Source organism: Flavilitoribacter nigricans DSM 23189 = NBRC 102662 (assembly GCF_002646595.1).
In the GTDB taxonomy this organism is placed as follows: domain Bacteria; phylum Bacteroidota; class Bacteroidia; order Chitinophagales; family Saprospiraceae; genus Flavilitoribacter; species Flavilitoribacter nigricans.
In genome coordinates, this window is sequence record NZ_PDUD01000028.1 from 178,262 (window position 1) to 201,211 (window position 22,950).

Consider the following 22,950-nt stretch of genomic DNA (forward strand, 5'->3'; position numbering starts at 1 on the left):
CTATTTTCATTCACACCTAAAGATCATGCTGAGCGGACATTCCATACCCTTCTACCTCTTGATCGCTTTTATGGCGGCGGGCGTTTTACAAGGCCTGGCTACCGGAGGGTTGTTCTTTTTTAAAAGTTCCGGGATCAAGCGCAGCAACTATTTTTTTGGTCTGTTACTCATCTGTTTCGGTCTCACCCTGCTGCACACCATTCTGATCCTGCTGGATTTTTACGAAAGTAATCCCGACCTTAAATTCATTCCGATCTACTTCAGTCTGTCTTTTCCCGTACTGCTCTTCTATTACGTCAAGCTCGATCTATACCCCGCCTACCGCCTGGAACCTTCGGATGCCAAACACTTCGTGCTGCCGATAGGGCAGTTCCTCTTCCTGACCATCAACTTTCTGTTACCGCTGGAACAAAAGATCCAGACCGATCGCTATTTCTACAGTCCATTCTACGGGGCTATGGAACAATTTCTCTACCTGAGTCTATTCTTTGCCTATCTCTATTTTGCCCGGCGATACATCGTTCAGCGCAGAAAGACCAACCGCGACCCCAGTCAGGTCAGAAGGCTTTACTACTTGCGCAAACTGGTGAAGATACTCTTCATCCTGTTTGTGATCCATTCCATTATGGTAGTTACGGATTTTATTGCCTACGAATTTTTACAGGTAAATATGCGGGCATTCAAACCCTATGCGGCGCTGGGTGTACTCTCTTTTACCGCTTTGGTACTTTGGGTAGGCACCTACGGTTTTCAGGTCCTGCTGTGGGGTAGAAGAGTATTCGGACGGGGAAAAAAGAAATGAGATATTAAGGGTGGTCCTGCAGTTACTGGATGATCGCTTCGCGCGCTGCTTTCATGGGAATGCCGATACATTTTTTCTCCATGTAGGTCAGCATGCGATCCAGTAGTTCGCGGGTATTGTCGTCCAGCACCTCTACTTCCTTACGGAACACCTCTTCGATCGCTTTCCGTTTGACATCCTTGATCGCGTTCGGTACTTCGCGGAGCGCAACTTCCAGTTGGCGTTGCTTCAGCAGGGCCGGAAACTCGGTCAGGTGACGGTTGATCAGATGGTGGGCACGAACGATCTCCTGTTCGCGGAAAGCCAGGTTCTCTTTGGCCAGATTACGCAGTCCTTCGATCTCGATGTAGTGTACGGAAAACTGTTCCACTACCTCGCGGTCCACGTTATTGGGAATAGCCAGATCGATCACGATCTTATTGGAAGTCTCTCCATTGAGCAGCTGCTCATAAAGCTCGGGAGTGATGATGGCCTCTGTCGCTCCGGTACAAACGACCATGGCGTCAAAACCTACGCGGTAATCGGCCAGATCTGCCAGCAGGTAGGCTTTACCTTCCAGTAGCTCGGCTACTTCCTGGGCTTTTTCCAGGGTGCGGTTGAAGACCGTTACCTGATTGAAACCGTGCTTGAGCAGGAATTTGGCTACGAGATTGTTCGTCTGCCCGGCTCCGACCAGCAGAATGCGGGCGTTCTTGGGCAGATGCGTGCGCATCAGCTGCTGGATGGCCAGAGAAACTACGGAAACCGGCTTCTCTCCGATCCGCGTTTTAGCGTAGACTTCTTTGGCCGACTGGATGGATTGCTGGATGAGCAGGCGGATAAAATCGCCGGTCAGTTCCCAGGCGTGGCATTGTTCGTAGGCTTCTCTCAGCTGGCGCAGGATCTGACGTTCGCCGATCACCAGGGAATCAATAGAGGCAGCTACATCGAAAAGGTGGGCCATTGCTTCCTCACCTTCCAGGATCTGCACTTTTTCTTCGATCGTTTCCAGTTGTTCCAGTGACAGTTCCGGGTTGATCTTTTGGAAAAAGTGGCCGGCGTAGGAAGCGTCCACAGCGTGATCGGTGACCAGGCAGTACATGACACGGTTGCAGGTAGAGAGGTACATCAATTCATCCAGACGAAGCTGGAATTTGAGTTTCTGCAAACGCTGACAGAGTTCGTCTTTACTACCGGTTTTTAACACGTAGTCCCCAATTTCATTCAAATTGGTCCGCTTATGAGTTACCGTTAGTATTTTAAGACGCTCTAACATATCATTTGATCTATTCTGTGGAAAAAACCGAGACAAAGATAACAGTTGGCCTCGCTTTATATGTCACGACTCTGTCATCTAGGTTATTTGGACAAATTCTTAAGAAGCCCGGGTTTTAGCCACCATACGAGGCCTAAAACCAGTAGAAAAAGCGGCCCTAAAAGCCATAGATAAGAACGCGGCCCCAGGTCTAAAGGTTCCATATCACCAATCGGCAGATAGGCCGCCCAGTAGAAGGGATGAGCATCCGCCTGACCGGCCTTTTTCAGGTAATTTTGCTGTACTTTCCGGATCGCTTCGTCCTTGGAAAGTCCCTTTTTCATCTCCCGGTAAAAGTCCTGCATAAACTCCGAGGTCTTATGGTCATTCACGTTCCAGAGTGTAGCGATCAGACTACGGGCTCCGGCGGCCGCAAAGCCCCGACCCAGACTGATGGCACCTTCCCCGGCCTGGAAACGGCCGATACCCGATTCGCAGGCGCTCATGACGATCATATCCGCCGGCAGTTCCATTTGGTACAGGTCCTGTACGTAGAGCCGTCCGTTGGCGGTGGTATCCGGTAAAGTGAACGCCAGATAGGAAAATTCGCTGCGGTAAATATTGGCAATCCCGTGGGTTGCCAGATGCAATATCCGGTACTGGCCGGCCAGATCAAGGAATTTACTCCGGGTGGCTTCCTGACCGATGAGGGTCGTAGCACCAACTTCCCGGGCGAGCCCCTTTACTTCTTCTGCGTTGTAATCGAGCGGCGCCAGGGCCGGACGGTGACCGTCAAATACCGGGGCTATGGCCAGACAGGTCTGCTTTTCCTCCAGTTCGGGCTGCTGCAGGGCCTTCGCCAGCAGAGCCGTGGAATAGGCATAGCCGATCTGATAATCCCGGAGCAAATAGGGATAAGACCGGTACCGCATTGCTACTTTGGGTTCTCCCGTCAACAGCACGGCAAAAGGCAGATAAGCCAGCGTACCGTCCGGTACGATGATCAGCCTGGATGCTCCCCGGAATGCTTGCTCCATCGGAAGCCAAACCCGTTGGTAAAGTTTGCGGGCCGTCAGTTGGTAGAAAGAATCCAGGACCACCTGTTGTTCACTTCCCGCCAGTGGATATTGGGCCAGACTTTGCCCAAGATCGGCGGTCAGGCGATCGATCTCGGGCATCCCGTCAATAATGCCGGCCTGTAACTGGTGGTCTTTCAGAAAAAACCAGAATAGTTTTTTAGGGCCCGCAAACAGGGCCAGTAACCCACGATTCCCTCTTAATCTTTCCTGCAATGATCCGGCAGCAGCTTCCTTCATGCTCAGCGCCCGGGCCAGGGCGGATGTATTTGCATTGTTATCTTCCGGTTTTTCCAGCCACTTTTCTCTTAATCTCAGTCCTTTGCTATTCTCGCTCAGCTGGAATGCCCGCCACAGATACGCACTGTCTTTTTCCATTTGCCAGCGCGCCAACTGGCAGGCAATAGCCCCCTCAAACAGATCGTAGTGCAACGCGACCCCTTTCTGACGGGATTCCGTATGCAGAATGTTCAATTGGCGTTCATTCAGCAATTGCATGCTTTCCTCGAAAGCCGCCGCAGCCAGCCGCAGTGTATCCGGATCCCGGCCCGATTCGTAGACCCGCAGCAACGTATTGGCCCGGGTACTTAAGGTATACAGGATCTCCATTTGTTGCTCCGTCCGGTTCCGATCAAACAACTCCAGCGCTTTATCGTAAGCGTCCAGAGCAGCGGCATATTCCTGTAGCCCGTCGTACGCCACGCCGATCTGCTGCCAAACCGCTGCCCTCAGCCGGGCCGACTCGCCCGAAAGCAGAGCCAGAGCCTGCTGGTATGCTTCAAGCGCTTCCGGCCAGGATTTGTTCTTCAGGTAACTGTTCCCAATATTGCTGTAGGCTTCCGCCTGCTCCCTCAGGTGTTGCCCGCCGTACTGCCGCCAGATCTCCAGCGCTTTACCGTAGTAATAGAGCGCAGAAGCGTGGTCGGAATCCTGCCAGTAGACATTGCCCAGGTTGGTATACGCCCCGGCGATCACCGGATGGTTCGGTCCGAAAAACTTCCACCGGATATCCAGCGCCGTCATCAGTGCATCTCTGGCTTCCAGGAAATGCCCCAGCACCTGATGGCAGAGCCCGAGCTTTTCCCAGGCGTCCGCCAGGTAGGGATCTTCTTCCTGCAGGTATTCGGTCAGGATCGACCAACCTTTTTCGGTAAGCTGCAGGGCTTCCAGATAGTCGCCCTTCTGACGGTTGATATCTCCAAGATGCAGGTAGGAGGTAGCGGGGGCCACCGGATCGGCGTCGCTCAGCGCTTCCCGGATGTGCAGGGCCTGCCGGTGCTGTTGCTCGGCAAGGTCCAGTTGATTTTTTCGCAGGGCGCAGTTGCCGAGGTTTTCGTAGAGGTTAGCCAGTTGCGGATGGGTAGAATCGTAATTCAGCCGGGCATTTTCCAGAGCGATCTCATAATAAAGCTGGGCCGAGTCCAGTGCGCCGGCCTGGTAGAAGGCATTACCCAGATTTTGCAGGGTCCGGCCGTAGCGGGGGTGGTCCGGTCCCAGAATGTCGATACGGATATCCAGGGTTTGGCGGAAAGCCTGGGTAGCGCGGTTCACCTGCCCGAGATAGAGATACGCACTACCGATATTGTTTAGCGCAGATGCCAGCGCGGATGGATCGGATGCCCGATGCCGCCGGCGGATGGCCAGTGCTTTTTCGTAGTAGACCAGGGCTTCGGTCGAACGACCAGCCGACTGGTATACATTACCCAGGTTATTATTGGAATCGGCTACTTTGGGATCCGTAGCCCCGTAATGGGCCATACGGATCGCCAGTGCCGCTTCGTGAAACTGCCGGGCCGAATCCAACTGCCCGGTTGTAAAATAATAGTGTCCGAGGTCATTGTACGCCTGCCCGATCACCGGATCTTTTTTCGGAAAGTTGTTCTCCGTAAAGGTCACCACCTGCCGGAAAACATCGTAAGCCCGCATGTAATCCCCCGTTTCCAGCGCCAGATAACCGCTCAGGCGAAACACTTCGGCTTCCAGTTCCGGACGCTCCAGCGCCAGCACCTCCGGGGAAACCGAGCGCAACAGGCTATCCGCCCGCTGGTAAGCGGCTGCATCCAGCAGGTCTTCTACCCGTTGCAGCTGTTCACGCGCCACAGCCGGGTCCGTTACCTGGGCACCGACGGTGGATACTACCAGCCAGAAATACAAGAAGAAAAGATTTCGACGTTTAAGCACTGTTGTCCTTTTACGGTGATCTTTGCCCTCAAAGTTACGAACTCAGGAGCAGGCATACTATATTGACGTAAAATTGGTTGGGAAAATCCCAGATCGGGAAACCTAACTGAGCCCCGTTAAGCCTGAATCCGATCAACCGGGCAACTTCCCCACCGTTTACAAACTGCAATGGGCAGCAAAGCTCCAAAGTTTTATTATTGCAACAGTGTACCTTTGGGTTGCTCCGATCAATTCGGGTAGCCGGGGGCAAAATCACCATTAGTAGTTCATACTTATTATCTTTATCGATGAGCTGGGGAAAATGGTAGATTGTATTTGCACTTTCTCCGAAAAAAGTTTGGTCATATGGGTACATTACCCGGATTATAAACACCTATGTATGAAAGTATACACCGATCAAGAGTTGGTGGCGGCCATTAAGAAGGGCGGCTCCGGCCGGCAGGAAGCAATTCGCTTTATATACAATAAAGGAGACCTGCGCCGAAAAGTAGTCCATTTTGTCCGCAACAACCAGGGAAATGACGCTGACGGTAACGATATGTTTCATGAAGGTATCATCGTCCTGGATCGCAATATTCGCGAAGACAAATTTAGAGCGGAAAGCTCAATTGAGGGTTATTTATATTCCATTTGCCGCTTCCTCTGGCAGAACCAAAGACGCAAGAAAGCTCGCGTCGATCTTAAGGAAGACGCGACCCAAATGGACCAGATTGAAACCAGTACACCTGAACTCCAGTTATTGAGTGACGAAAAAAAGAACCTTTTGCACCGTGCTTTAGAACAACTCGGAGAGCGATGTAAACGCATCCTGGAATTGTGGCAATTGTCCTACTCCATGGAAGAGATCGCCACCGAAATGGACTTCAGCAGTGCGCAAATGGCACGCAAAAACAAATACCGCTGCCAACAGTCACTTTTGAAATTTTTTAAAGATCAGCCTCAATGGAAACAATGGCTGAGTTAGCCAGGAAAGGGAAATGAAAGCAAGGGAATGAGCAACAGTTTTTGATCGAGGATCGAATATCACCAACAAAGCTCTTTTCAATCCAAGTTTCTCATTCCAGGATTATTTTCCTCATACCCAAAAAAGGTCAGAAATGGAACCAGATATCGACAAAATAGAAGCATACTTATCCGGCGCACTGGCCGGAGCCGAGCGTCAGGCTTTTGAAGCCGAGATCGCCGGTGATCCCGCTCTGGCGGAAGAGGTGGACGCCGTCCGCCTGGCCCGGGAAGCGGTGGAATTTTCCATCAGCAGTAACCTTCGCGCCCAATTTCAGGAATGGCAGGAAGCGGAGGCCACCGGAACCAAAACGGAAGAAGCCAGGGTAGTGACCATGGCCCCACGCCGTAATCTACGCCGGGTATTGGCCATTGCCGCCAGCGTTCTACTCATTCTGGCCGTAGGTAGTTTCTGGTACGCCAATGAGCAATTCGCCTCCGATCAACTGGCGATGGATTATTACGAGAATATGCCACTCGATCTGCATATCCGCGGTAATGCGGAGGAACTGCCCGAAGCGGTTGCCAAGATCCGAGATAATAACTTTGCCGAGGCCGACGCCTACTTACGCAGTGTACCGGCGGATGATCCGCTGTATTACAATGCCCGTTATTACCTGGCCCACAGCTTGCACCGGCAGGGGGAATACGACGCTTCCAACGACATACTGAATGAAGTGAATGAAGCCAGCAATCCCAACCTCCGCGAGGATGCCTCCTGGTTAAAAGTCCTGAACTATCTGGAACTGGAGCAGACCGGAAATGACGAATTCCAAACGCTCCTGGAAGAGATGATCGCCGATGACGGGCATACCCATCACAACGATGCGGTCAATCTGAATGATAAACTGAATAGCTTTTGGTATAATATCGCTAATTGATCAGTTGCCGGCAGCCTTTGCCGGCAACTGATCCAATCTTTTTACGCCTGCAATCTCGCTACAAACTGTTTATAGCCGAAACTGAACAATAATGGCAGAAAGCCAAAACCGAAAACAACCAGTCCCAGCGTCTGCAAAATAAAACGGATCTCTCCCGCCGGACCAGCTCCGGAGAGTATCATGAATTTGTAGATAATAGTACCCAATACGTATAGGAATACAGAGAAGAACGCAGTTAAAAATATGCCCTTTACGTGCATGATCTTTGATTTTATGGTGAGGTAATAAATAGTGTCGGATTGAATTTCCCGGATATCCTCCGGCGGCACGAGCAGTCTCGCTTCCGCAAAAGCAGTTTCGAAAGAATTACCCGCCCGCAGGCTGTCTTCGATCACACAGCAGAAATGATCCTGCATATCGTCGACTACCGCCGGTATATCCAACCCACTTTCCAGCAGGTATTTTCGGATCTCTTTAATTTGTTGCTCCCGGATGCTCATAATTGGGTAGTTGGCTTGGTGGTCAAAATCAGTTTTATGGTACTCATAAAATCTTCCAGCTCGCCCAGCGCGCTAACGGTTTCCGTTTTCCCTTTTTTGGATAAGGCGTAGTATTTCCGGGTCCGACCGTCCACCTTTCTGGATTCGGTTTCCAGTATTCCTTCGGCCAGCAACGCGTGTAATAGGGGATACAGACTGCCTTCCTTGATCACGATCTTGCCCAGCGACATTTGTTTAACCGCCTGGACGATCTCGTATCCGTACATGGCTCCCCGGTCGCTCAAAAGCTTCAGCAGTATGGGTTTTAGCGTACCTTTCAACAGTTCTTTCGAATACATTTTATGGTCTTATTGATACATCATTTATCTATGCATCATAAAACTAGGTATAATTTTCGGTTTATGCAAGTCTTTGGTTTAAAAGTAGGCAGGAGCTATGTATCTTAAGGGCGAAAATTACACTTGCGCCGGCAGGCACCAAACCCTTAGCACATGAAAAAGAACACGCCACATTTATTTTTTCTTTTGTTGGTGTTAGTGATTACCGCTGCGTTTTTCGGGCTCATTAAAGACTTCCTACTGGCTGTATTCTGGGCGATCGTACTTTCCATTCTTTTCCATTCCACCTACCGATATATCGGTATCAAGCTCAAGGGTCGTAAAAACGCCGCTGCCGGACTCACCCTGCTGAGTATACTCCTGCTGGTGATCATTCCCCTGACCTTTCTGGCCATTACCCTGGTGAACGAAAGCCTGGCGGTCTACGAACAGATCCAGGATGGTGATATTAATATCCAGGAACGGATCGATCGCTTTCAGGAACAGATCCCGGAACTGGAAAGCTATCTGGAGAATTTTGGGGTTGAAACGGCAAAGATCCGGGAATCAATCGGAGAAGCCATTGCCAGCGCTACCCAAAATCTGGCCGGAAAGGCGATCGGTATCACCCAGAATATATTCGGCTTTATCGTCCAGTTTTTTCTGATGCTCTATATCCTTTTCTTTTTTCTGCGGGACGGTCGTCGACTGATCCATCAGCTCGTATGGGTATTACCGCTGGGCGACGAGAACGAAAGAAAATTGCTGGCGCGCTTTGCCAGTGTAGCAAGGGCTACGGTCAAAGGCAGTCTGATCGTAGCGCTGGTACAGGGCACCATCGGCGGTCTGCTTTTCTGGGCCGTCGGCATACCCGCTGCGGTACTCTGGGGCTTCCTGATGACCATTCTCTCCCTGCTCCCCATCGGTAGCGGTCTGGTTTGGGGACCGGCCGCCATCATTCTTTTTACGCAAGGAGAGATCGGTAAAGCGATCGCCATTCTCATTGTAGGTGCACTGGTGATCGGACTGGTAGACAACCTCCTGCGTCCGCGCCTGGTGGGCAACGATACCAAAATGCCGGATTACCTGATCCTGCTGTCCACACTTGGGGGACTTGCCTGGTTCGGTCTGTCGGGTTTTGTGCTCGGCCCCATCATTGCCGCCTTTTTCGTTACCTGCTGGGCGATGCTTGGGGAGGAATTCCGGTAGACCACTGCGAACTGTCTTTACTCCGCAGCAGCATGATCCGGTCCGGATAGATCAATTGCGGATATTCATCCGGATCAGCTCACTGCGTACCAGAAAACGATCTGGTACACTATTCCCAGGACGGCGATCAGTATGGCCGAAAAGGCCACAAAAGCCAGGAAAAAACGCCAGTCCGTCAATCGTTCGATAAAGCCGGTAAAGATCCCCACCTGCTGGATGATCACCGGCGTGGCGGGGGTTAATCTTTCCGCCGGCGCACCGCTCAGGTAATCCGCCTTGGTAATGCCCGGTAACAAACGATAGCCTTTTTTCGGAATGGTCTCGATCACTTTAGGATTGCGGGCATCGTCCCGGAAGAGCTTCCTCAATTTGGAAATAGATTGCAACAGGGCCTCTTCTCCCCCGCCGTAATTATCCCAGATCTCCGCAACCAACTGCTCTTTTTTGACCACCCGGCCGCCGGCCCGAGCCAATCGAAGGAGCACTTCCATCAAGCGCGGTTCCACCTTCAAAACCGGATCCAGTACCGTCCCGTTTAGAAATCCGATCTCATTAGCGGCCGGATTGACGTAGTAACGATGATCGAGCAAAAAGGGAGCGGCGTTTAGGGTAGCAGAAATTTCCATAATGCTGAATTGAATACCTGAAGAAAACCTTTTTCAGTATAAATCAAGGTCGATTTTCCAAATTTACAGGCGATGATCTAATAGTTTTATCGGGTACCGTTGGTGGGTATGTCCGGCCGTTTGCCGGGCTAAACACTCACCCTTTTCAACTTCACCCATTTAAATAAGACTGTAATGCAGATCATCCGATGCACCTCGCTCCTTATTTTTTATTTTTTTGTTGGCTCTTTGACCAATTGTATCAGTCAGCAGCCTGAAATTGTCATTCCCGATCGGCAGGAGCTGACCGACCAGCGACTTACTTCCGTCCGGGATACCATTTTGAGCTGGGTGGACCAGGGAAAGATACCCTCCATGTCCGTCGGTGTGCTCTACCAGGAGAAAGCTATCTGGCTGGAGGGACTGGGCCGGGCCGATATTCAACAAAACATTCCGGCAACGCCTCAGACCATCTACCCACTGGGCTCCATGTCCAAATCCATCAGTGCTACCGGAGTAATGACGTTGGTAGAACAGAACCGGATCGAACTGGATAGCCGGGTGAATGAGTTGCTCGCGCCGGGCCGGCTAAGCGCCTACCGCTGGGATGCCGATCAGGTCAAAGTGTGGCATATCCTGAATTGTGCCGCAGGCATTCCCCACGGCTGGACTTCTTTCAACGATCCGGCGGATTATCCCCATACCGACGGAGAAAAAGATGAGTTACTTCGTCATTACGGGATCATCACCCTGCCTCCGGGCCAATTTTTCAACTATTCTAACTATACCTTCGGCGTTGCGGATCTGATCATGGAGCGGGTCTCCGGACTGTCCCTGCAAGACTACCTGCAGCGGGAGCTGTTTACGCCTCTCGGTATGCAGCACAGCTATACAACTTATTTCCCCCAGCTGGAAGTGCCCTATGCGATGACCTACCATCGCGATCTCACAGAGGCTGGTCGGCTGAATAGTGTGCCCTACGGCGGCCTGGGTTATTATTCTTCCGCCGAAGACCTTCTGCACTACGCTCAGTTCCATTTAAAAGAATGGCCGACGGAACAGTCGCCGCTCAGTCCGGCCAACATCGAGCAAATGCACCATTTTCCCCGCAGCGTTACCCGCCGGTTTGGTCTCGGCTGGCACGACATGGGCCACGCGCTGGTCAGCAACGGTAGCGTCACGGGTGCCAATACCAATCTGACGCTCGTTCCGGAATCCGATCTCGCCATTGTCTGCCTGACCAATGTCACCAGCTTCAACGGTTACGCCGATCAGATTGCTCAGCGCATAATGGATGCGCTATTGCCGGACCTGGAAAAACAGGTGACCTACGAAAAATACGTGGCGGAATACGAAAACCCCTATGTCTACAATGAGCAACTGGCCGGCAACTGGCGGGGCACCATCCGGGCCTACGGTGAGGACCTGACCATCCGCTTAAGCTTTCCGAAAAGTGGAAAAGTTTTCGTGCAAATAGAGGACGGTGCCCCCCAGCAGATCGAAGAAGTGATCTACAACCGGCACCAGCTGTTGAACTTCCAGTTTACCGGCAAGATCCCATTGCCGCAATACGACGGGAGCACCCCAAATAATAATGAACTGATCCTTTATCCGTGGGAAGGTAAGCTTGTAGGACATATTGCTGCCGCCTTTTCCAGCGAAGCGGGAGGCTTCCGCTACGGCGTATACGTTGAGCTGGACAAAGAGTAAAAGTGAATTGGCCAGTTGCAAATTAAAATGGGGCTGGATCGTCATTTGATTTTAACGATCCAACCCCATTCCACTCAGAGCTATTGCCCAAGGACTATTGTTCCACGGAACGACGCTCCGGTTTTCGATATTACTTCAAAGTGATTGGCAGGCGGGCCATGGTGTTTTCCCAACCTACTACCAGATCGACCTGATTAGCACCTTTTTCCACCAGCAGAATGGACAGCGCCTCTACCGTTTTAGGTGTTTTTTCCGTTTTGGCTTTAACCGTTACCACGTTCGTGCTTGGATCGTGGTTCGGATTTCCCCAGGAAGGAAGATTCTTGTGGATAATGAACTCCCATTCATCTTTTTCCACATTGGCAAAAAGACCGTATTTCCCGGCTTTCACTTCTTTACCGCCGATCATTACATCCTGGAAGAAGGTAACTTCCGTGGTTTCGTTGGCACCTACGCGCCAGGTTTCTCCGTACTTCAACAGTTCACCGAATACCTTGCGGTCTTTCATCTGCGGGCGGCTGTACACCACGCGGATCTTAGGCGCAGATTTGTCGAAATCTGCTTCGGACTGTAAGTTGCGCAGCCTGGAACTCGCCGGATAAGCCACCAGATCCATCGGGCTGGCATCCGCACCGGCCAGGCTTACCGGGTTCAGGTTGATGGGCAGTACCGCACGGGTCTGATCCCATTCGAATACCATATTGACTTCGCCGTCATCCACTTTTTGGAAACCGATCGTGAATGCCTCTCTAACTTTAGGTACTGAGGTAGTAGGGACTACCGCCGCCGTAATATCCTGGCTGACATCGCGGTTGCTGGTACCGGCAATGAAGCGCTCCGTTGACAGCTTCACTACCCAAAATTCCGGATATATTTCCGCAAACATGGTGTAAGTCCCCGTCGGAACGGTCACGCCACCAATACCAACCGGCTGGTAGAAAGTGACTTCCGTGGCTTCATTAGCGCCCAGACGCCAGTCCTGACCGAAGGGTACCAATTCCCCGAAAATAGCACGTCCCTTTTTATTGGGGCGGCAGTACAGGACTTTGATCTTCAGATCACGGTTGGGGTCATCTTCGCTTAGATAATTGCGAAAAGCGGCACTGGATGGATAGTGCGCTGCGTCCATCGGACTGGCATCCAGACCGGGAAATTCTATTCCCTGGGCCATAACGTCCACATTACTTACGAACAGCAGGGCTACAAATAGAAGAGTATACTTCCAATACATGGGTATTAATTTTTGTTAAAAATGCGAGCTAAAGTAATACTATTTTTAAGCTTAGGCAGGCTATTGGCGGTAGAATCGTTAACAGGCACTACTTATTTGTTTTTAAGTTGGCGACAGGACAAATTTGATCGTATTTACAGCCAGAAGTGAGATCCGAACCGGTCAATTCACATCGGGATCGTTGCCTCCAAAGCCCCGTAATACCGCTTCCGCTCCTTGGGTATCATTTACACTGAGCACAATGATCCGCTTATCCGTTTTCCGGATCTCCAAACCCGATTTGCTGTTGATGATAAAACCTTTCTTGGTACGAGAATACCGAATGCCTATTCCTCCGAAATCCATCAATGCATTCACATTGATCAATTCCCATTCGCTGATCTTTTCCCAGGGTATAAACTGCTCGGAGAAATGAAAGGGGACGTATTTGAAAAAGACTCCCTGCCGGTTGATCCGCACCGTCATTTTCAGGCTACCCATCAGTAAAACCACAAATACCAGACTACCGATCACAATAGTCAGGCCCGGTGAATTCTTGTAAAAAATAGCAATGAAAAAAGCAGCGATAAGCGGTACTCCCAGGATCAGCGAGAGCATTCGGTTCATGAACAGTTGGGTCTCTTTCCATTCTCCCATTATCACAGAGTTTTTAAATAAGGACGCTTCGGGTAGACCAGCTCCCGAAGCGTCCTCATGTTTATACCATTAAGATATAAATTTAATGCTGTTCTGCCAGGTCCTAGCTGAAGTAGATCATGATAAACACCACAATGGATACTACAAACAAGGAGGCGACAATATCTATCCAGGTATAGCTGGAACGGTTGCTCTCTTTTTGTTCTTCGGACAGTGTACCGAAAGTCAAACCGGCCAGGTTGGCTTTGATCGGCTTTGCGGTCAGCAGAGAAACCACTACGGCCGCAGCGACACAATACAGGAAGAAGAATGAAGAGAACTTCAGGAAGTTCATATCTGCGATCGTGAACAGGAACGAATCCGGATTCAGCGACCCCTTGAATACTTCCAGGATCAATCGTACTGCAGCGATGGCCAGGCCCGAGAAAAGGGTCACCAGCGCACCATTGGAATTGATCCGGCTGGAGAAAATACCCAGCAGGAATACCGCCGTGATCGGCGGCGCGATATAGGACTGAACGTTCTGGAGATAATTGTACAGCGAACCACCCGCCAGTTGCTCGATGATGGGCACCCAGAGAATACCTAATAGTACCACCACCGTTGTCGCGATCCGGCCCACTTGCACCATTTGCTTCTCCGTGGTTTCCGGACGGATCTTTTTATAGATATCCACCGTAAACAGGGTCGAACAACTATTGAATACCGAAGCCAGCGACGACATCAGGGCTGCCATCAAACCGGCCGCTACCAATCCGCGGAGTCCCGCCGGTAAGATCTGCATCATCAGGGCCGGGAAGGCCTGATCGGGCGTATCCCAGGCTAGTTCACCCCGTTGTTTCAGCACTAAGGCGATCACCCCGGGAATGAGGAATAAGAATACCGGCATCAATTTCAGGAAGGCGCCGAAAATAGTACCCCTCCGGCCTTCTTTGATATTTTTGGCCGTCAGCACCCGTTGTACGATCACCTGGTCTGTACACCAGTACCAGATCCCCACGATCGTGGAGGACAGTACCAGCCAGTGCCAGGGAAACTCCGGATCGTTCGAGGAACGCCACATATCCATATACTGCGGGCCAACCTCTTCCACGATCGAGCCCCATCCGCCCGCGGCGTTCAGGCCCAGAAAGGTCAGCGTAGCCGCCCCGATCACCAGGATCATTGCCTGTAAGGTCTCCGTATACACTACGGCCCGCATACCGCCGAGCACGGTGTAGATCCCGGTCAGGATCACGGTCGCCAGAGCTCCCTGCATGAAGGAAATGTCCAGTAAGGTAGAGATCACGATCCCGCCCGCATAAAGCGTCACGGAAACCTTGGTGAGTACATAAGCCGCCAGACTAAAGAGGGATAAGAACCATCTCGCCCTCGGATTGAAGCGCTTCTCCAGGAATTCCGGCATGGTGAATACCCCGCTTCGCACGTAAAACGGCAGGAAAAGCCATCCCAGCAGGACCACCACCCAGGCGTGCAGCTCGTAGATCAGCAGGGGAAATTTATCTCCTGCTCCCGACCCCGCCAGTCCGACCACGTGTTCCGATCCGATATTGGAGGCAAAAATGGAAGCACCGACGACGAACCAGCCCATATTCCGGCCCGCCAGAAAGTAATCTTCGGAGTTTTCCTGCTTCTGTAAGATCACCCAGGCTGCTATTCCTAATAACAGCAAAAAATAGCCGGCAATGACTATCCAATCTAAAGTTGCTAAACTATTACTCATTGAATCTTGCTTAAAAGGGTTCCCGGACAACAAGAGTGGCATTCAGTCCAAAATGACCTGGATATTGAAGGTAGAGACGTCGCAGCCGGATAAACCATAAGCTCAACGTCTCAACCTCTCTGGTCTTTTCTAACTGGTACCGGTTTATACGAATTGGTTAATAATGTTTTCGTACAATTCCTGTTGCCCACTGATTTGTTTAGGCTCTCCGTTCGCAGTCGCAATATTGGCAAGATCGGTCAAAGATAATTTTCCCTGTTCAAAATCCTGCCCTTTTCCGGAATCAAAAGAAGCGTAGCGCTCCGTCCGCATTTTTTTATAAGCTGATTTATCGAGGATGGCATCCGCCGCCAGCAAAGCCCGCGCGAAAGCATCCATACCACCGATGTGGGCGTAGAAAATATCGGCCAGATCCGTAGAATTCCTCCGGGTTTTGGCATCGAAGTTCACGCCACCGCCCTGGAAACCGTCGCCTTCCAGGATCACGAGCATGGCTTCCGTCAGTTCCAGCACATTGTTGGGGAACTGGTCCGTATCCCATCCGTTCTGGTAGTCTCCCCGGTTGGCGTCCATACTGCCCAGTGCTCCGGCGTTGACCGCAACCTGCAACTCGTGTTGGAAAGTATGTTGGGCCAGCGTGGCGTGGTTGACTTCCAGGTTTAATTTGAAGTCGTCCATCAGGTCGTATTCCCGCAGAAAACCGAGTACGGTAGCCGCGTCGAAATCGTACTGATGCTTGGTGGGTTCCATCGGCTTCGGTTCGATGAAGAAGGTCCCTTTGAAACCCTGGCCACGGGCGTAATCCTTAGCCATGTGCAGGAAGCGGGCCAGGTGATCTAGCTCGCGCTTCATATCCGTATTCAGCAGGGACATATAACCTTCCCGGCCGCCCCAGAAAACGTAATTCTCTCCGTTGAGGGCAATGGTCGCATCCAGCGCATTTTTCACCTGAGCACCGGCGTAGGCTACCACGTCGAAATCCGGGTTGGTAGAAGCTCCGTTCATGAAACGGGGATTGCTGAAGAGGTTAGCAGTACCCCATAACAGTTTCACGCCGCTGGCGGCCATCTTCTCCTTGCCGTAAGCAGTGATCGCTTCCAGTCTCCGGGCGGATTCCGCCAGACTACCTCCTTCTTCCACCAGATCAAAATCGTGAAAACAGTAGTAGGGAGCTCCGATCTTGGTTATGAATTCAAAAGCGGCGTCCATTTTATCTTTGGCGCGCTGCACCGCCTCGTCGGCAGCATCCCAGGGAAATACCTTGGTGCCCGGACCAAAAGGGTCGCCACCGGTTCCGCAGAAGGTGTGCCAGTAAGCAATGGCAAAGCGAAAATGCTCCTTCATCGTCTTGCCGGCCACTACTTTATTTTCATCGTAATATTTAAAAGCTAGAGGATTGTCGGATTCACGTCCTTCGAATTCAATTTTACCTATACCTGGAAAATATTCTTTGTTACCAAGATGTACATTGCTCATCATATAAAAATTTAAGTTGTCAGTCGATTGTTGGTAAGTCCGGAACATGCAGGTATTGTAAACTTCCGAAGTTCGGCCGTTTTGAACCCGCGCTATTCGTCCGGATCTTTTGCTTTATCGTGTTTTGGTATTTCAAACTTCTACAGCGGAGTATTCGGCCAGCTTTTTCTCCAGCGCCTGACGCCAGATCGCGTAGGCATCCCGGTAGGCTTCCGTATTTGCCAAAGGCCGGTAGACTTTGATGCGTTCCAGTGATCCCATTGCTTCATCCAGAGAATTGTACACCCCGGCACCGTAGCCGGCACCCCGCGCCGCACCGATCGCACCGGTCGTTTCCAGTACTTCGATCTCGCAATTTAGTAATGTAGCAATAGTTTCCGAAAAGATTTGCGAACGGAACATATTATCGTTACCCACCCGCATAATATCCGTACGCAGGCCCATCTGGTGGAGGATCTCGCCGCCATAAACGAAGGAGAACGCTACGCCTTCCAGCGCCGCGCGGTAGCAGTGAGCCCGGTTGTGCCGATTGAATTCCAGGCCGTGAATATGGGCACCCAGATTGATATTTTGCAGCACCCGTTCGGCGCCGTTGCCGAAGGGTAAAATATGTAAACCTTCCGAACCGACCGAAACGCCGGCGGCGGCTTTTTCCATTTCGTAGTAGTCGACATCCGCTGGAGCCACCTGGTGGCGCATCCAGCCGTACTGACTGCCCGCTCCATTGATACACAAGAGCACCCCGATCCGCGGATCTTCCTGCGTGTAATTGACGTGCGCAAAACCGTTCACGCGGGAAAACGGATCGGATACCGCTTTGTCCACCACGCCGTATACGACTCCGGAAGTACCACCCGTAGCGGCCACCTCTCCGGGATTGAGGACATTCAACGCCAGGGCGTTGTTCGGCTGATCGCCCGCCCGGTAGCAAACCGGCGTACCGACTTTCAGACCGGTTGCGGCCGCTCCCGCTGCATTCATTCTACCCTGATCACCAAAAGTGGGCACAATGTCCGGGATCAGCGAGCTGCTAATCCCGTAATCTTCCAGGACGATCTGGGCCACATCATTGGCTTTGAAGTCCCAAAAGATTCCCTCGGAGAGGCCGGAAATGGTCGTATTGACCGTACCCGTCAGCTTCATCGCGATGTAATCTCCCGGCAACATGATCTTGTGGATCCGGGCGTAGAGTTCCGGTTCGTTCTCCTGCACCCATTTCAGTTTGGATGCGGTGAAGTTGCCCGGCGAGTTGAGCAGGCAATTCAGTGACCGTTCGTGTCCGATCCGGTCGAAAGCCTGATTGCCGATCTCTACCGCGCGGCTGTCGCACCAGATGATGGAGGGCCGAAGGACGCGGTGCTGATCGTCTACGACGACCAGCCCGTGCATTTGGTAAGCAATTCCTATTCCCTGAATCGCTGCCGGATCAATGCCGGTCTGTTGTAGCAGTTTAGCCGTAGCAGTACAAACGTGCTGCCACCAACTCTCGGGATCTTGCTCCGCCCACCCACTCTGTTTGGCGATCATCTCCATCTCCCTTTCGGGTTCCTGCCGGACAGCGATCTGCCGGCCGCTTGCTACTTCGATAATTGCCGCCTTAATGGACGAGCTTCCAATGTCGTACCCGATCAAATACATAAATTTCAGTAGGTTTTTCGTTCGTTTAATTAATTGCCAAATACAAAATTGAAACGCTACAAAGACTGGGGTAAAAGACAGGATTCAAGAAGGTTACTTACACTCCTTCGTTTTTTCTTGAGGATAAAGATGTGCCAGATTTCAAAAACCTGGCACATCTGGTATTTTTGTTCAAAACATAAAGCTGGCGAAAATTCGCATACTTTAATAAAATTTTGAACCAATCAATTTTCACAGAACAAAGAACGGTATTTTAGAATAGTGCGCACAAGTTTGCGATACTGCAATAGCACGTCAACAGCTCTGGCAAATACGTCAATAATACGTCAAAACCAATGCCTATCTATTCCGTCGATCAAGATTATCCTTATGACTCTCCAAAATGTCTCTCTTTCCATTTCGTCAGTTAATGTACGGTCAGGAAAACGCAAGGCAGCAGAAAAAAACTTATCTTTTACCATCGTCTTCACCTAACCTGCTGAATATGCGTATTACTCTGATCGCCTTTTCCTTATTGATCTTTTCCAGCCAATGCAGCCAAACGGAGCTGATTTCCGAACCAGTCCAACCGGAACCGGAACAGCTGATACCGCAACAGCGATTTTACCGGACCGGCGAATTGCTGGCCAATTACACCATGACGGCCGATAGCCTCATGCACGGTCTGTACGAAGAATACTTTCTGGATGGGACGGTGCACCGCCGCATACGCTACAAAAACGGGCGGATCAGCGGGACTTACGAAAGCTTTCACCCATCGGGCACCCTTTCCTCAAAATATACCTACGCCCAGGGCTATGCCCACGGACCGTATTTTTGGTACCACAAAAATGGTAAACTGGCCCAGCGGGGAGAAAAGGTCTGGGACAAAGCGGAAGGCAGGGTAGAACTTTTTTATCCAAACGGACAGCTCGAAGCCCGGCGTACCTACCAGAATGAGCAATTGCAGGGCTCTGACATAACTTTTTATCCGGACGGGAAACTGCAGAGCTATTCCTATTACGATCAGGATGCGGATCGGATACTGGCCATCAGCTATAAGAAAGATGGCGGGGCCTTGCACTACGTTGGAAATCCGTTCGCTGACCTGTCGGCTGAATTCGACCGGCTGAGCGGTAAATTCTTATTAAAATTTAACCTGGCTACTCCTCCGGATACCCAGCCCATTATTCGACTTATCCGCCGACAGGGAAAAAATGCCTGGTTGTGTCCGATCGTAAATGATCACGAAAAATATAGGTTCCAGGAACCGCTGCCGGATGATTTTGCTGGAAAATACCTGCTGGAAGCCATTATTCCGGTGGCAGCCGACAGCCTGCGGTTTTCCGAAGAGATCTTTGTGCAGCGGAATATGGTGTCCTACGGCGCACCAATTTAAACCTTTGGGCACCAGGCTCGCCTAAAGCCCTTCCAGATATTCCACCAGACCTTCTTCCCGCGGCAGATCCAGCTTTTTCCGAAGCCGGTAACGGCGCGTTTCTACCCCTCGTACACTTAGGTTAAGGATATTCGCCAGTTCTTTGGTAGAAAGGTTGGTACGGATGAGATTACAGAGATGAATATCCTCCAGGCTCAGCTCCGGGCAGGTTTTGCGCAATTTGTGGTGAAAATCGTCCTGCATCAGGTCGATACGTTGCTCCAGGAGGTCCCAGCTCTCCTGGTCGTGCAGAAAATGATCGATCTTCCGATAGAGGTTTCTTGCCGAAGGATCCCCCTGCTCCTTTTCCGTCGTTTGTTTTTTCAAATAATCGCGCACATCCCCTAACAACTGGTCTGCAGTCGACAATTTCAGACTCGCCGTATTGAGTTCTTTTTCTTTGCGTTTCAAGCGACCGGGCAGGTCGTCCCTTACCTGGTCTACCGGTGCATTGCGACTGCGAGGGTGCTCGTTCAGAATACGATCAAGGCAAGACTGCCAGTAGCTGTAAGCCTGTCGGCACAGCGCCGGATTCAGGGTAGGTTCGTGCACCGCTTCTACCGTCAGACCGGACAGTGCTTCTTCCAGGGAGTTGTATATACCCGCTCCGTAACCGGCGGCGCGGGCCGCACCGATCGCTCCGGTGGAATCCATGACCTCGATCTTGCAATCCAACAGACTGGCAATCGTCGCTCCGAAGATACCGGAGCGGAACATATTGTCGTTCCCTACCCGCATTACGGATACCTGCAGCCCCATTTCCTTGAGAATGTTGATACCGTAGACAAAAGAAAAAGCCACTCCCTCCAGCGCGGCCCGGAAGGTATGGGCCCGCGTGTGGCGGTTGAGCTGTAAATTGAACAGATGGGCGTTGAGGTTGCGGTTACCCAACATACGCTCCGCTCCGTTTCCGAAAGGCAACAGGCACAGACCATCCGAACCGACCGGCACGGTGGAGGCCATTCGCTCCATATCTTCGTAGGTCGTACCCGAGCGGGCAACCTGATGCTTCATCCAGCCGTACTGGATCCCCGCGCCGTTGATGCACAACAGCACCCCGATCCGTTGCTGATCCGCTCCGTGGTTGACGTGGGCAAAAGCGTTTACCCGCGAAAGGTTATCGTAGCGGGCTTCATCCACAATACCGTATACCACTCCGGAAGTCCCGCTGGTAGCGGCGATCTCCCCCGGATGCAGTACATTCAGGGCTAAGGCATTGTTCGGTTGGTCCCCGGCCCGATAGGTTACGGGCGTACCGACTTTGAGCCCCATGCTTTCGGCCGCCATACGCGTCAGTTCTCCCTGTAGCGAAAAGGTCGGCACTACCGGCGGTAAAAGCCCCGGATCAATACCGAAGTACTCCAGCAAAGGATCGGCCACTTTATTCTCCCGAAAATCCCAGAAAATCCCTTCCGACAATCCGGAAACCGTAGTGGTTAACTCTCCGGTCATGCGCATGGCCAGATAGTCGCCCGGCACGATCACCCGGTGGATCTTTTCGTAAATCTCCGGTTCGTTATCTTTTACCCATTTCAGGCGACTGGCCGTGAAGTTTCCCGGAGAGTTGAGCAGATGCTCCAGGCAATACTGTTCTCCGAGTTCTTTAAAAGCCTGCTGTCCGATAGGTACAGCGCGGCTGTCACACCAGATAATGGAAGGTCGCAGTACGTGCTGATCCCGGTCTACCAACACCAACCCGTGCATTTGGTAGCCCAGCCCAATGGCTTTTACGCTTTCCGGATCCACATTGTATTTGAATAATAATCGACGCGTGGCGAGGCAGAGGTTTTGCCACCAGACTTCCGGATGCTGTTCGGCCCAGCCGCTCTGCCGGGAGATGAGATCCATCTCCGTTTCCGGAAATTGTACCACACCTACCGTCGTCCGGCTATCGGCATCGATCAGTGCAGCTTTGATGGTGGAAGAACCTATATCAAATCCGAGTAAATACATATTACGTCATTGATACGTCAAAGATACACTTTTATACGGGCAGTAATAGGTTTTACCCGCCGGAATTATCCGGACCGGAACGGTATCGCACCGATCTGCCGGTGAGCAAAGTCATTGCAAAAGCTGGGAGCAGCGGGTACTTTTGAAAGGAAGTTCCTGATCCATAAAGCCCCGTTCCAATGAAAAAAAGTATCCTGTTACTTACGCTTCTTTCCCTGTTATACCTCAGCTGTGATCTTACTCCCGCGGGTACCTACCATTATCGAGCGCCCGATCCAGGAGCAGATGGCCTGCCAACCGGCTCTCTGAGTGAAGTCGCCATTGATACCTCCCCGATCATCAGGGCCGTCAACCGTATCTATTCCGGTCGATACCAGGGCATGCACAGTATGCTCATCTTTAAGGACAATAAACTGGTACTGGAGGAATACTTCCCGGGGCACAAGTGGCAATGGGAGGCGCCGGCCCACCACGGCGAATGGATACAATGGGATGCGGATCAGTTGCACAACATTCATTCTGCGGCCAAAAGCGTCACCTCCGCCTGCATCGGCATTGCGATCGACCGGGGTATTATCCAGAGTGAGGATCAATCCATCTGGCAATATCTGCCCGACCATCAGCACCTGAAAAAAGACGGGAAAGAAGGGATCACGATCCGTCACCTGCTCACCATGACCTCCGGTTTGTACTGGCCGGAATGGAGTGCGCCCTACAGCAGCGGAGAAAACCCGGCCGTTGGGATCTACTTTTCGGAAAAAGATCCGATCACCTTTATTTTGGAAATGCCGTTGGTCGCCGCTCCCGGGAGTCAGTTTAATTATTCCACCGGTAATGTCATTCTCCTGGGAGAGATCATCCGGAATGCCAGTGGAATGCCGATGGAAGCCTTTTCCGGAAAATACCTTTTCCAACCACTCGGAATTGAACAGTTTGAATGGTCCCTAAAACTTAAAAATGAGGTGGATGGAAATACCCTGGAGATCACCGCCCGGGACATGATCAAGATCGGGGCCACTTTCCTGAACGGCGGCCTCTGGCAAGGCAGGCGGATCATTTCGGAAGATTGGGTAAAGAAAAGTGCGACTACTTTTCCCGGTATTTATCCCATCAACGTGCCCGGAGAGCCTTCCGGAAAAATGGGTTATTCTTATACCTGGTGGACAAAAGATTATAAGCATTCCGGACAGACCGTACACCTGTATGCGGCTTCCGGTTTCGGCGGGCAACACATCATGGTGCTTCCGGAACTGAATACGGTCGTCGCTTTCACGGGCGGTAATTACCTTACCCGGAGACCACCATTTAAGCTACTGGAAAAATATATTCTTCCGGCCATCAGGGCCGTACCTACCTGAT

At 51.5% G+C, this 22,950-nt stretch carries 17 protein-coding genes and 1 pseudogene; 7 read left to right on the forward strand and 11 right to left on the reverse strand.

The genetic code is table 11. The features are described 5' to 3' along the window. Nucleotides 1–25 precede the first annotated feature (25 nt). Nucleotides 26–802 (forward strand): hypothetical protein, encoded by a 777-nt coding sequence (locus CRP01_RS24285; protein ID WP_099152708.1) that lies wholly within the window; start codon nucleotides 26–28, stop codon nucleotides 800–802. A gap of 22 nt (nucleotides 803–824) precedes the next feature. On the opposite strand, the gene hemA is transcribed toward CRP01_RS24285, so the two are convergent. Next, nucleotides 825–2,057, reverse strand: a complete 1,233-nt coding sequence (gene hemA, locus CRP01_RS24290; protein ID WP_099152709.1) for a glutamyl-tRNA reductase — start codon at nucleotides 2,055–2,057, stop codon at nucleotides 825–827. Between the two features lie 83 nt (nucleotides 2,058–2,140). Beyond that, on the reverse strand, nucleotides 2,141–5,266 hold the full coding sequence (locus CRP01_RS24295; protein WP_099152710.1) for a CHAT domain-containing protein: 3,126 nt from the start codon (nucleotides 5,264–5,266) through the stop codon (nucleotides 2,141–2,143). A gap of 406 nt (nucleotides 5,267–5,672) precedes the next feature. Between CRP01_RS24295 and CRP01_RS24300 the strand changes: the two genes are divergently transcribed. Then, nucleotides 5,673–6,257, forward strand: coding sequence for an RNA polymerase sigma factor (locus CRP01_RS24300; RefSeq protein ID WP_170110518.1), 585 nt, complete (start codon nucleotides 5,673–5,675; stop codon nucleotides 6,255–6,257). Between the two features lie 133 nt (nucleotides 6,258–6,390). Beyond that, the gene (locus CRP01_RS24305; RefSeq protein WP_099152712.1) at nucleotides 6,391–7,176 is read left to right on the forward strand and encodes an anti-sigma factor; all 786 of its coding nucleotides are present in this window, start codon (nucleotides 6,391–6,393) and stop codon (nucleotides 7,174–7,176) included. Nucleotides 7,177–7,217: 41 nt separating this feature from the next. Here CRP01_RS24305 and CRP01_RS24310 read toward each other — a convergent pair whose 3' ends face one another. Next, nucleotides 7,218–7,676: a hypothetical protein gene (locus CRP01_RS24310; RefSeq protein ID WP_099152713.1), complete on the reverse strand. Its 459-nt coding sequence runs from the start codon at nucleotides 7,674–7,676 to the stop codon at nucleotides 7,218–7,220. Beyond that, nucleotides 7,673–8,014 carry a PadR family transcriptional regulator gene (locus CRP01_RS24315; protein ID WP_099152714.1) on the reverse strand — a complete coding sequence of 114 codons (342 nt, stop codon included), beginning with the start codon at nucleotides 8,012–8,014 and terminating at the stop codon, nucleotides 7,673–7,675. The genes CRP01_RS24310 and CRP01_RS24315 overlap by 4 nt, the downstream gene beginning before the upstream one ends. A gap of 153 nt (nucleotides 8,015–8,167) precedes the next feature. Between CRP01_RS24315 and CRP01_RS24320 the strand changes: the two genes are divergently transcribed. Continuing rightward, nucleotides 8,168–9,202 (forward strand): AI-2E family transporter, encoded by a 1,035-nt coding sequence (locus CRP01_RS24320; RefSeq protein WP_099152715.1) that lies wholly within the window; start codon nucleotides 8,168–8,170, stop codon nucleotides 9,200–9,202. A gap of 74 nt (nucleotides 9,203–9,276) precedes the next feature. Here the strand turns inward: CRP01_RS24320 and CRP01_RS24325 are convergent, their stop codons facing one another. After that, on the reverse strand, nucleotides 9,277–9,828 hold the full coding sequence (locus tag CRP01_RS24325) for a winged helix-turn-helix domain-containing protein (protein ID WP_099152716.1): 552 nt from the start codon (nucleotides 9,826–9,828) through the stop codon (nucleotides 9,277–9,279). Between the two features lie 174 nt (nucleotides 9,829–10,002). Here CRP01_RS24325 and CRP01_RS24330 point away from each other — a divergent pair, with 174 nt between their 5' ends. After that, on the forward strand, nucleotides 10,003–11,517 hold the full coding sequence (locus CRP01_RS24330; protein WP_099152717.1) for a serine hydrolase domain-containing protein: 1,515 nt from the start codon (nucleotides 10,003–10,005) through the stop codon (nucleotides 11,515–11,517). Nucleotides 11,518–11,647: 130 nt separating this feature from the next. Here CRP01_RS24330 and CRP01_RS24335 read toward each other — a convergent pair whose 3' ends face one another. From CRP01_RS24335 to CRP01_RS24355, 5 genes are all read right to left on the reverse strand, one after another. Then, on the reverse strand, nucleotides 11,648–12,748 hold the full coding sequence (locus CRP01_RS24335) for a DUF2911 domain-containing protein (protein WP_099152718.1): 1,101 nt from the start codon (nucleotides 12,746–12,748) through the stop codon (nucleotides 11,648–11,650). A 162-nt stretch (nucleotides 12,749–12,910) separates the two neighbouring features. Next, the gene (locus tag CRP01_RS24340) at nucleotides 12,911–13,384 is read right to left on the reverse strand and encodes a hypothetical protein (protein ID WP_099152719.1); all 474 of its coding nucleotides are present in this window, start codon (nucleotides 13,382–13,384) and stop codon (nucleotides 12,911–12,913) included. A gap of 103 nt (nucleotides 13,385–13,487) precedes the next feature. After that, on the reverse strand, nucleotides 13,488–15,107 hold the full coding sequence (locus tag CRP01_RS24345; RefSeq protein ID WP_099152720.1) for a sodium:solute symporter: 1,620 nt from the start codon (nucleotides 15,105–15,107) through the stop codon (nucleotides 13,488–13,490). Nucleotides 15,108–15,251: 144 nt separating this feature from the next. Then, the gene (xylA, locus tag CRP01_RS24350) at nucleotides 15,252–16,586 is read right to left on the reverse strand and encodes a xylose isomerase (RefSeq protein WP_099152744.1); all 1,335 of its coding nucleotides are present in this window, start codon (nucleotides 16,584–16,586) and stop codon (nucleotides 15,252–15,254) included. Nucleotides 16,587–16,715: 129 nt separating this feature from the next. Then, nucleotides 16,716–18,221 (reverse strand): xylulokinase, encoded by a 1,506-nt coding sequence (locus tag CRP01_RS24355; RefSeq protein WP_099152721.1) that lies wholly within the window; start codon nucleotides 18,219–18,221, stop codon nucleotides 16,716–16,718. Between the two features lie 484 nt (nucleotides 18,222–18,705). Between CRP01_RS24355 and CRP01_RS24360 the strand changes: the two genes are divergently transcribed. Continuing rightward, complete coding sequence (locus CRP01_RS24360; protein ID WP_170110519.1) at nucleotides 18,706–19,599, forward strand: toxin-antitoxin system YwqK family antitoxin; 894 nt, start codon at nucleotides 18,706–18,708, stop codon at nucleotides 19,597–19,599. Between the two features lie 492 nt (nucleotides 19,600–20,091). Here CRP01_RS24360 and CRP01_RS24365 read toward each other — a convergent pair. Further along, nucleotides 20,092–21,591, reverse strand: a pseudogene (locus CRP01_RS24365) (xylulokinase); the annotation flags it as partial. A gap of 179 nt (nucleotides 21,592–21,770) precedes the next feature. On the opposite strand from CRP01_RS24365, the gene CRP01_RS24370 reads away from it, so the two are divergent. Next, nucleotides 21,771–22,949: a serine hydrolase domain-containing protein gene (locus CRP01_RS24370; RefSeq protein WP_099152724.1), complete on the forward strand. Its 1,179-nt coding sequence runs from the start codon at nucleotides 21,771–21,773 to the stop codon at nucleotides 22,947–22,949. The last annotated feature ends 1 nt before the right edge of the window (nucleotide 22,950 follow it).

Coding starts and splice junctions, on each gene's coding strand:
- CRP01_RS24360 (WP_170110519.1), top strand. CDS start 18,706: ATGCGTATTACTCTGATCGCCTTTTCCTTATTGATCTTTTCCAGCCAA.
- CRP01_RS24325 (WP_099152716.1), bottom strand. CDS start 9,828: ATGGAAATTTCTGCTACCCTAAACGCCGCTCCCTTTTTGCTCGATCAT.
- CRP01_RS24370 (WP_099152724.1), top strand. CDS start 21,771: ATGAAAAAAAGTATCCTGTTACTTACGCTTCTTTCCCTGTTATACCTC.
- CRP01_RS24330 (WP_099152717.1), top strand. CDS start 10,003: ATGCAGATCATCCGATGCACCTCGCTCCTTATTTTTTATTTTTTTGTT.
- CRP01_RS24315 (WP_099152714.1), bottom strand. CDS start 8,014: ATGTATTCGAAAGAACTGTTGAAAGGTACGCTAAAACCCATACTGCTG.
- CRP01_RS24335 (WP_099152718.1), bottom strand. CDS start 12,748: ATGTATTGGAAGTATACTCTTCTATTTGTAGCCCTGCTGTTCGTAAGT.
- CRP01_RS24305 (WP_099152712.1), top strand. CDS start 6,391: ATGGAACCAGATATCGACAAAATAGAAGCATACTTATCCGGCGCACTG.
- CRP01_RS24300 (WP_170110518.1), top strand. CDS start 5,673: ATGAAAGTATACACCGATCAAGAGTTGGTGGCGGCCATTAAGAAGGGC.
- xylA (WP_099152744.1), bottom strand. CDS start 16,586: ATGATGAGCAATGTACATCTTGGTAACAAAGAATATTTTCCAGGTATA.
- CRP01_RS24340 (WP_099152719.1), bottom strand. CDS start 13,384: ATGGGAGAATGGAAAGAGACCCAACTGTTCATGAACCGAATGCTCTCG.
- CRP01_RS24310 (WP_099152713.1), bottom strand. CDS start 7,676: ATGAGCATCCGGGAGCAACAAATTAAAGAGATCCGAAAATACCTGCTG.
- CRP01_RS24355 (WP_099152721.1), bottom strand. CDS start 18,221: ATGTATTTGATCGGGTACGACATTGGAAGCTCGTCCATTAAGGCGGCA.
- hemA (WP_099152709.1), bottom strand. CDS start 2,057: ATGTTAGAGCGTCTTAAAATACTAACGGTAACTCATAAGCGGACCAAT.
- CRP01_RS24345 (WP_099152720.1), bottom strand. CDS start 15,107: ATGAGTAATAGTTTAGCAACTTTAGATTGGATAGTCATTGCCGGCTAT.
- CRP01_RS24320 (WP_099152715.1), top strand. CDS start 8,168: ATGAAAAAGAACACGCCACATTTATTTTTTCTTTTGTTGGTGTTAGTG.
- CRP01_RS24285 (WP_099152708.1), top strand. CDS start 26: ATGCTGAGCGGACATTCCATACCCTTCTACCTCTTGATCGCTTTTATG.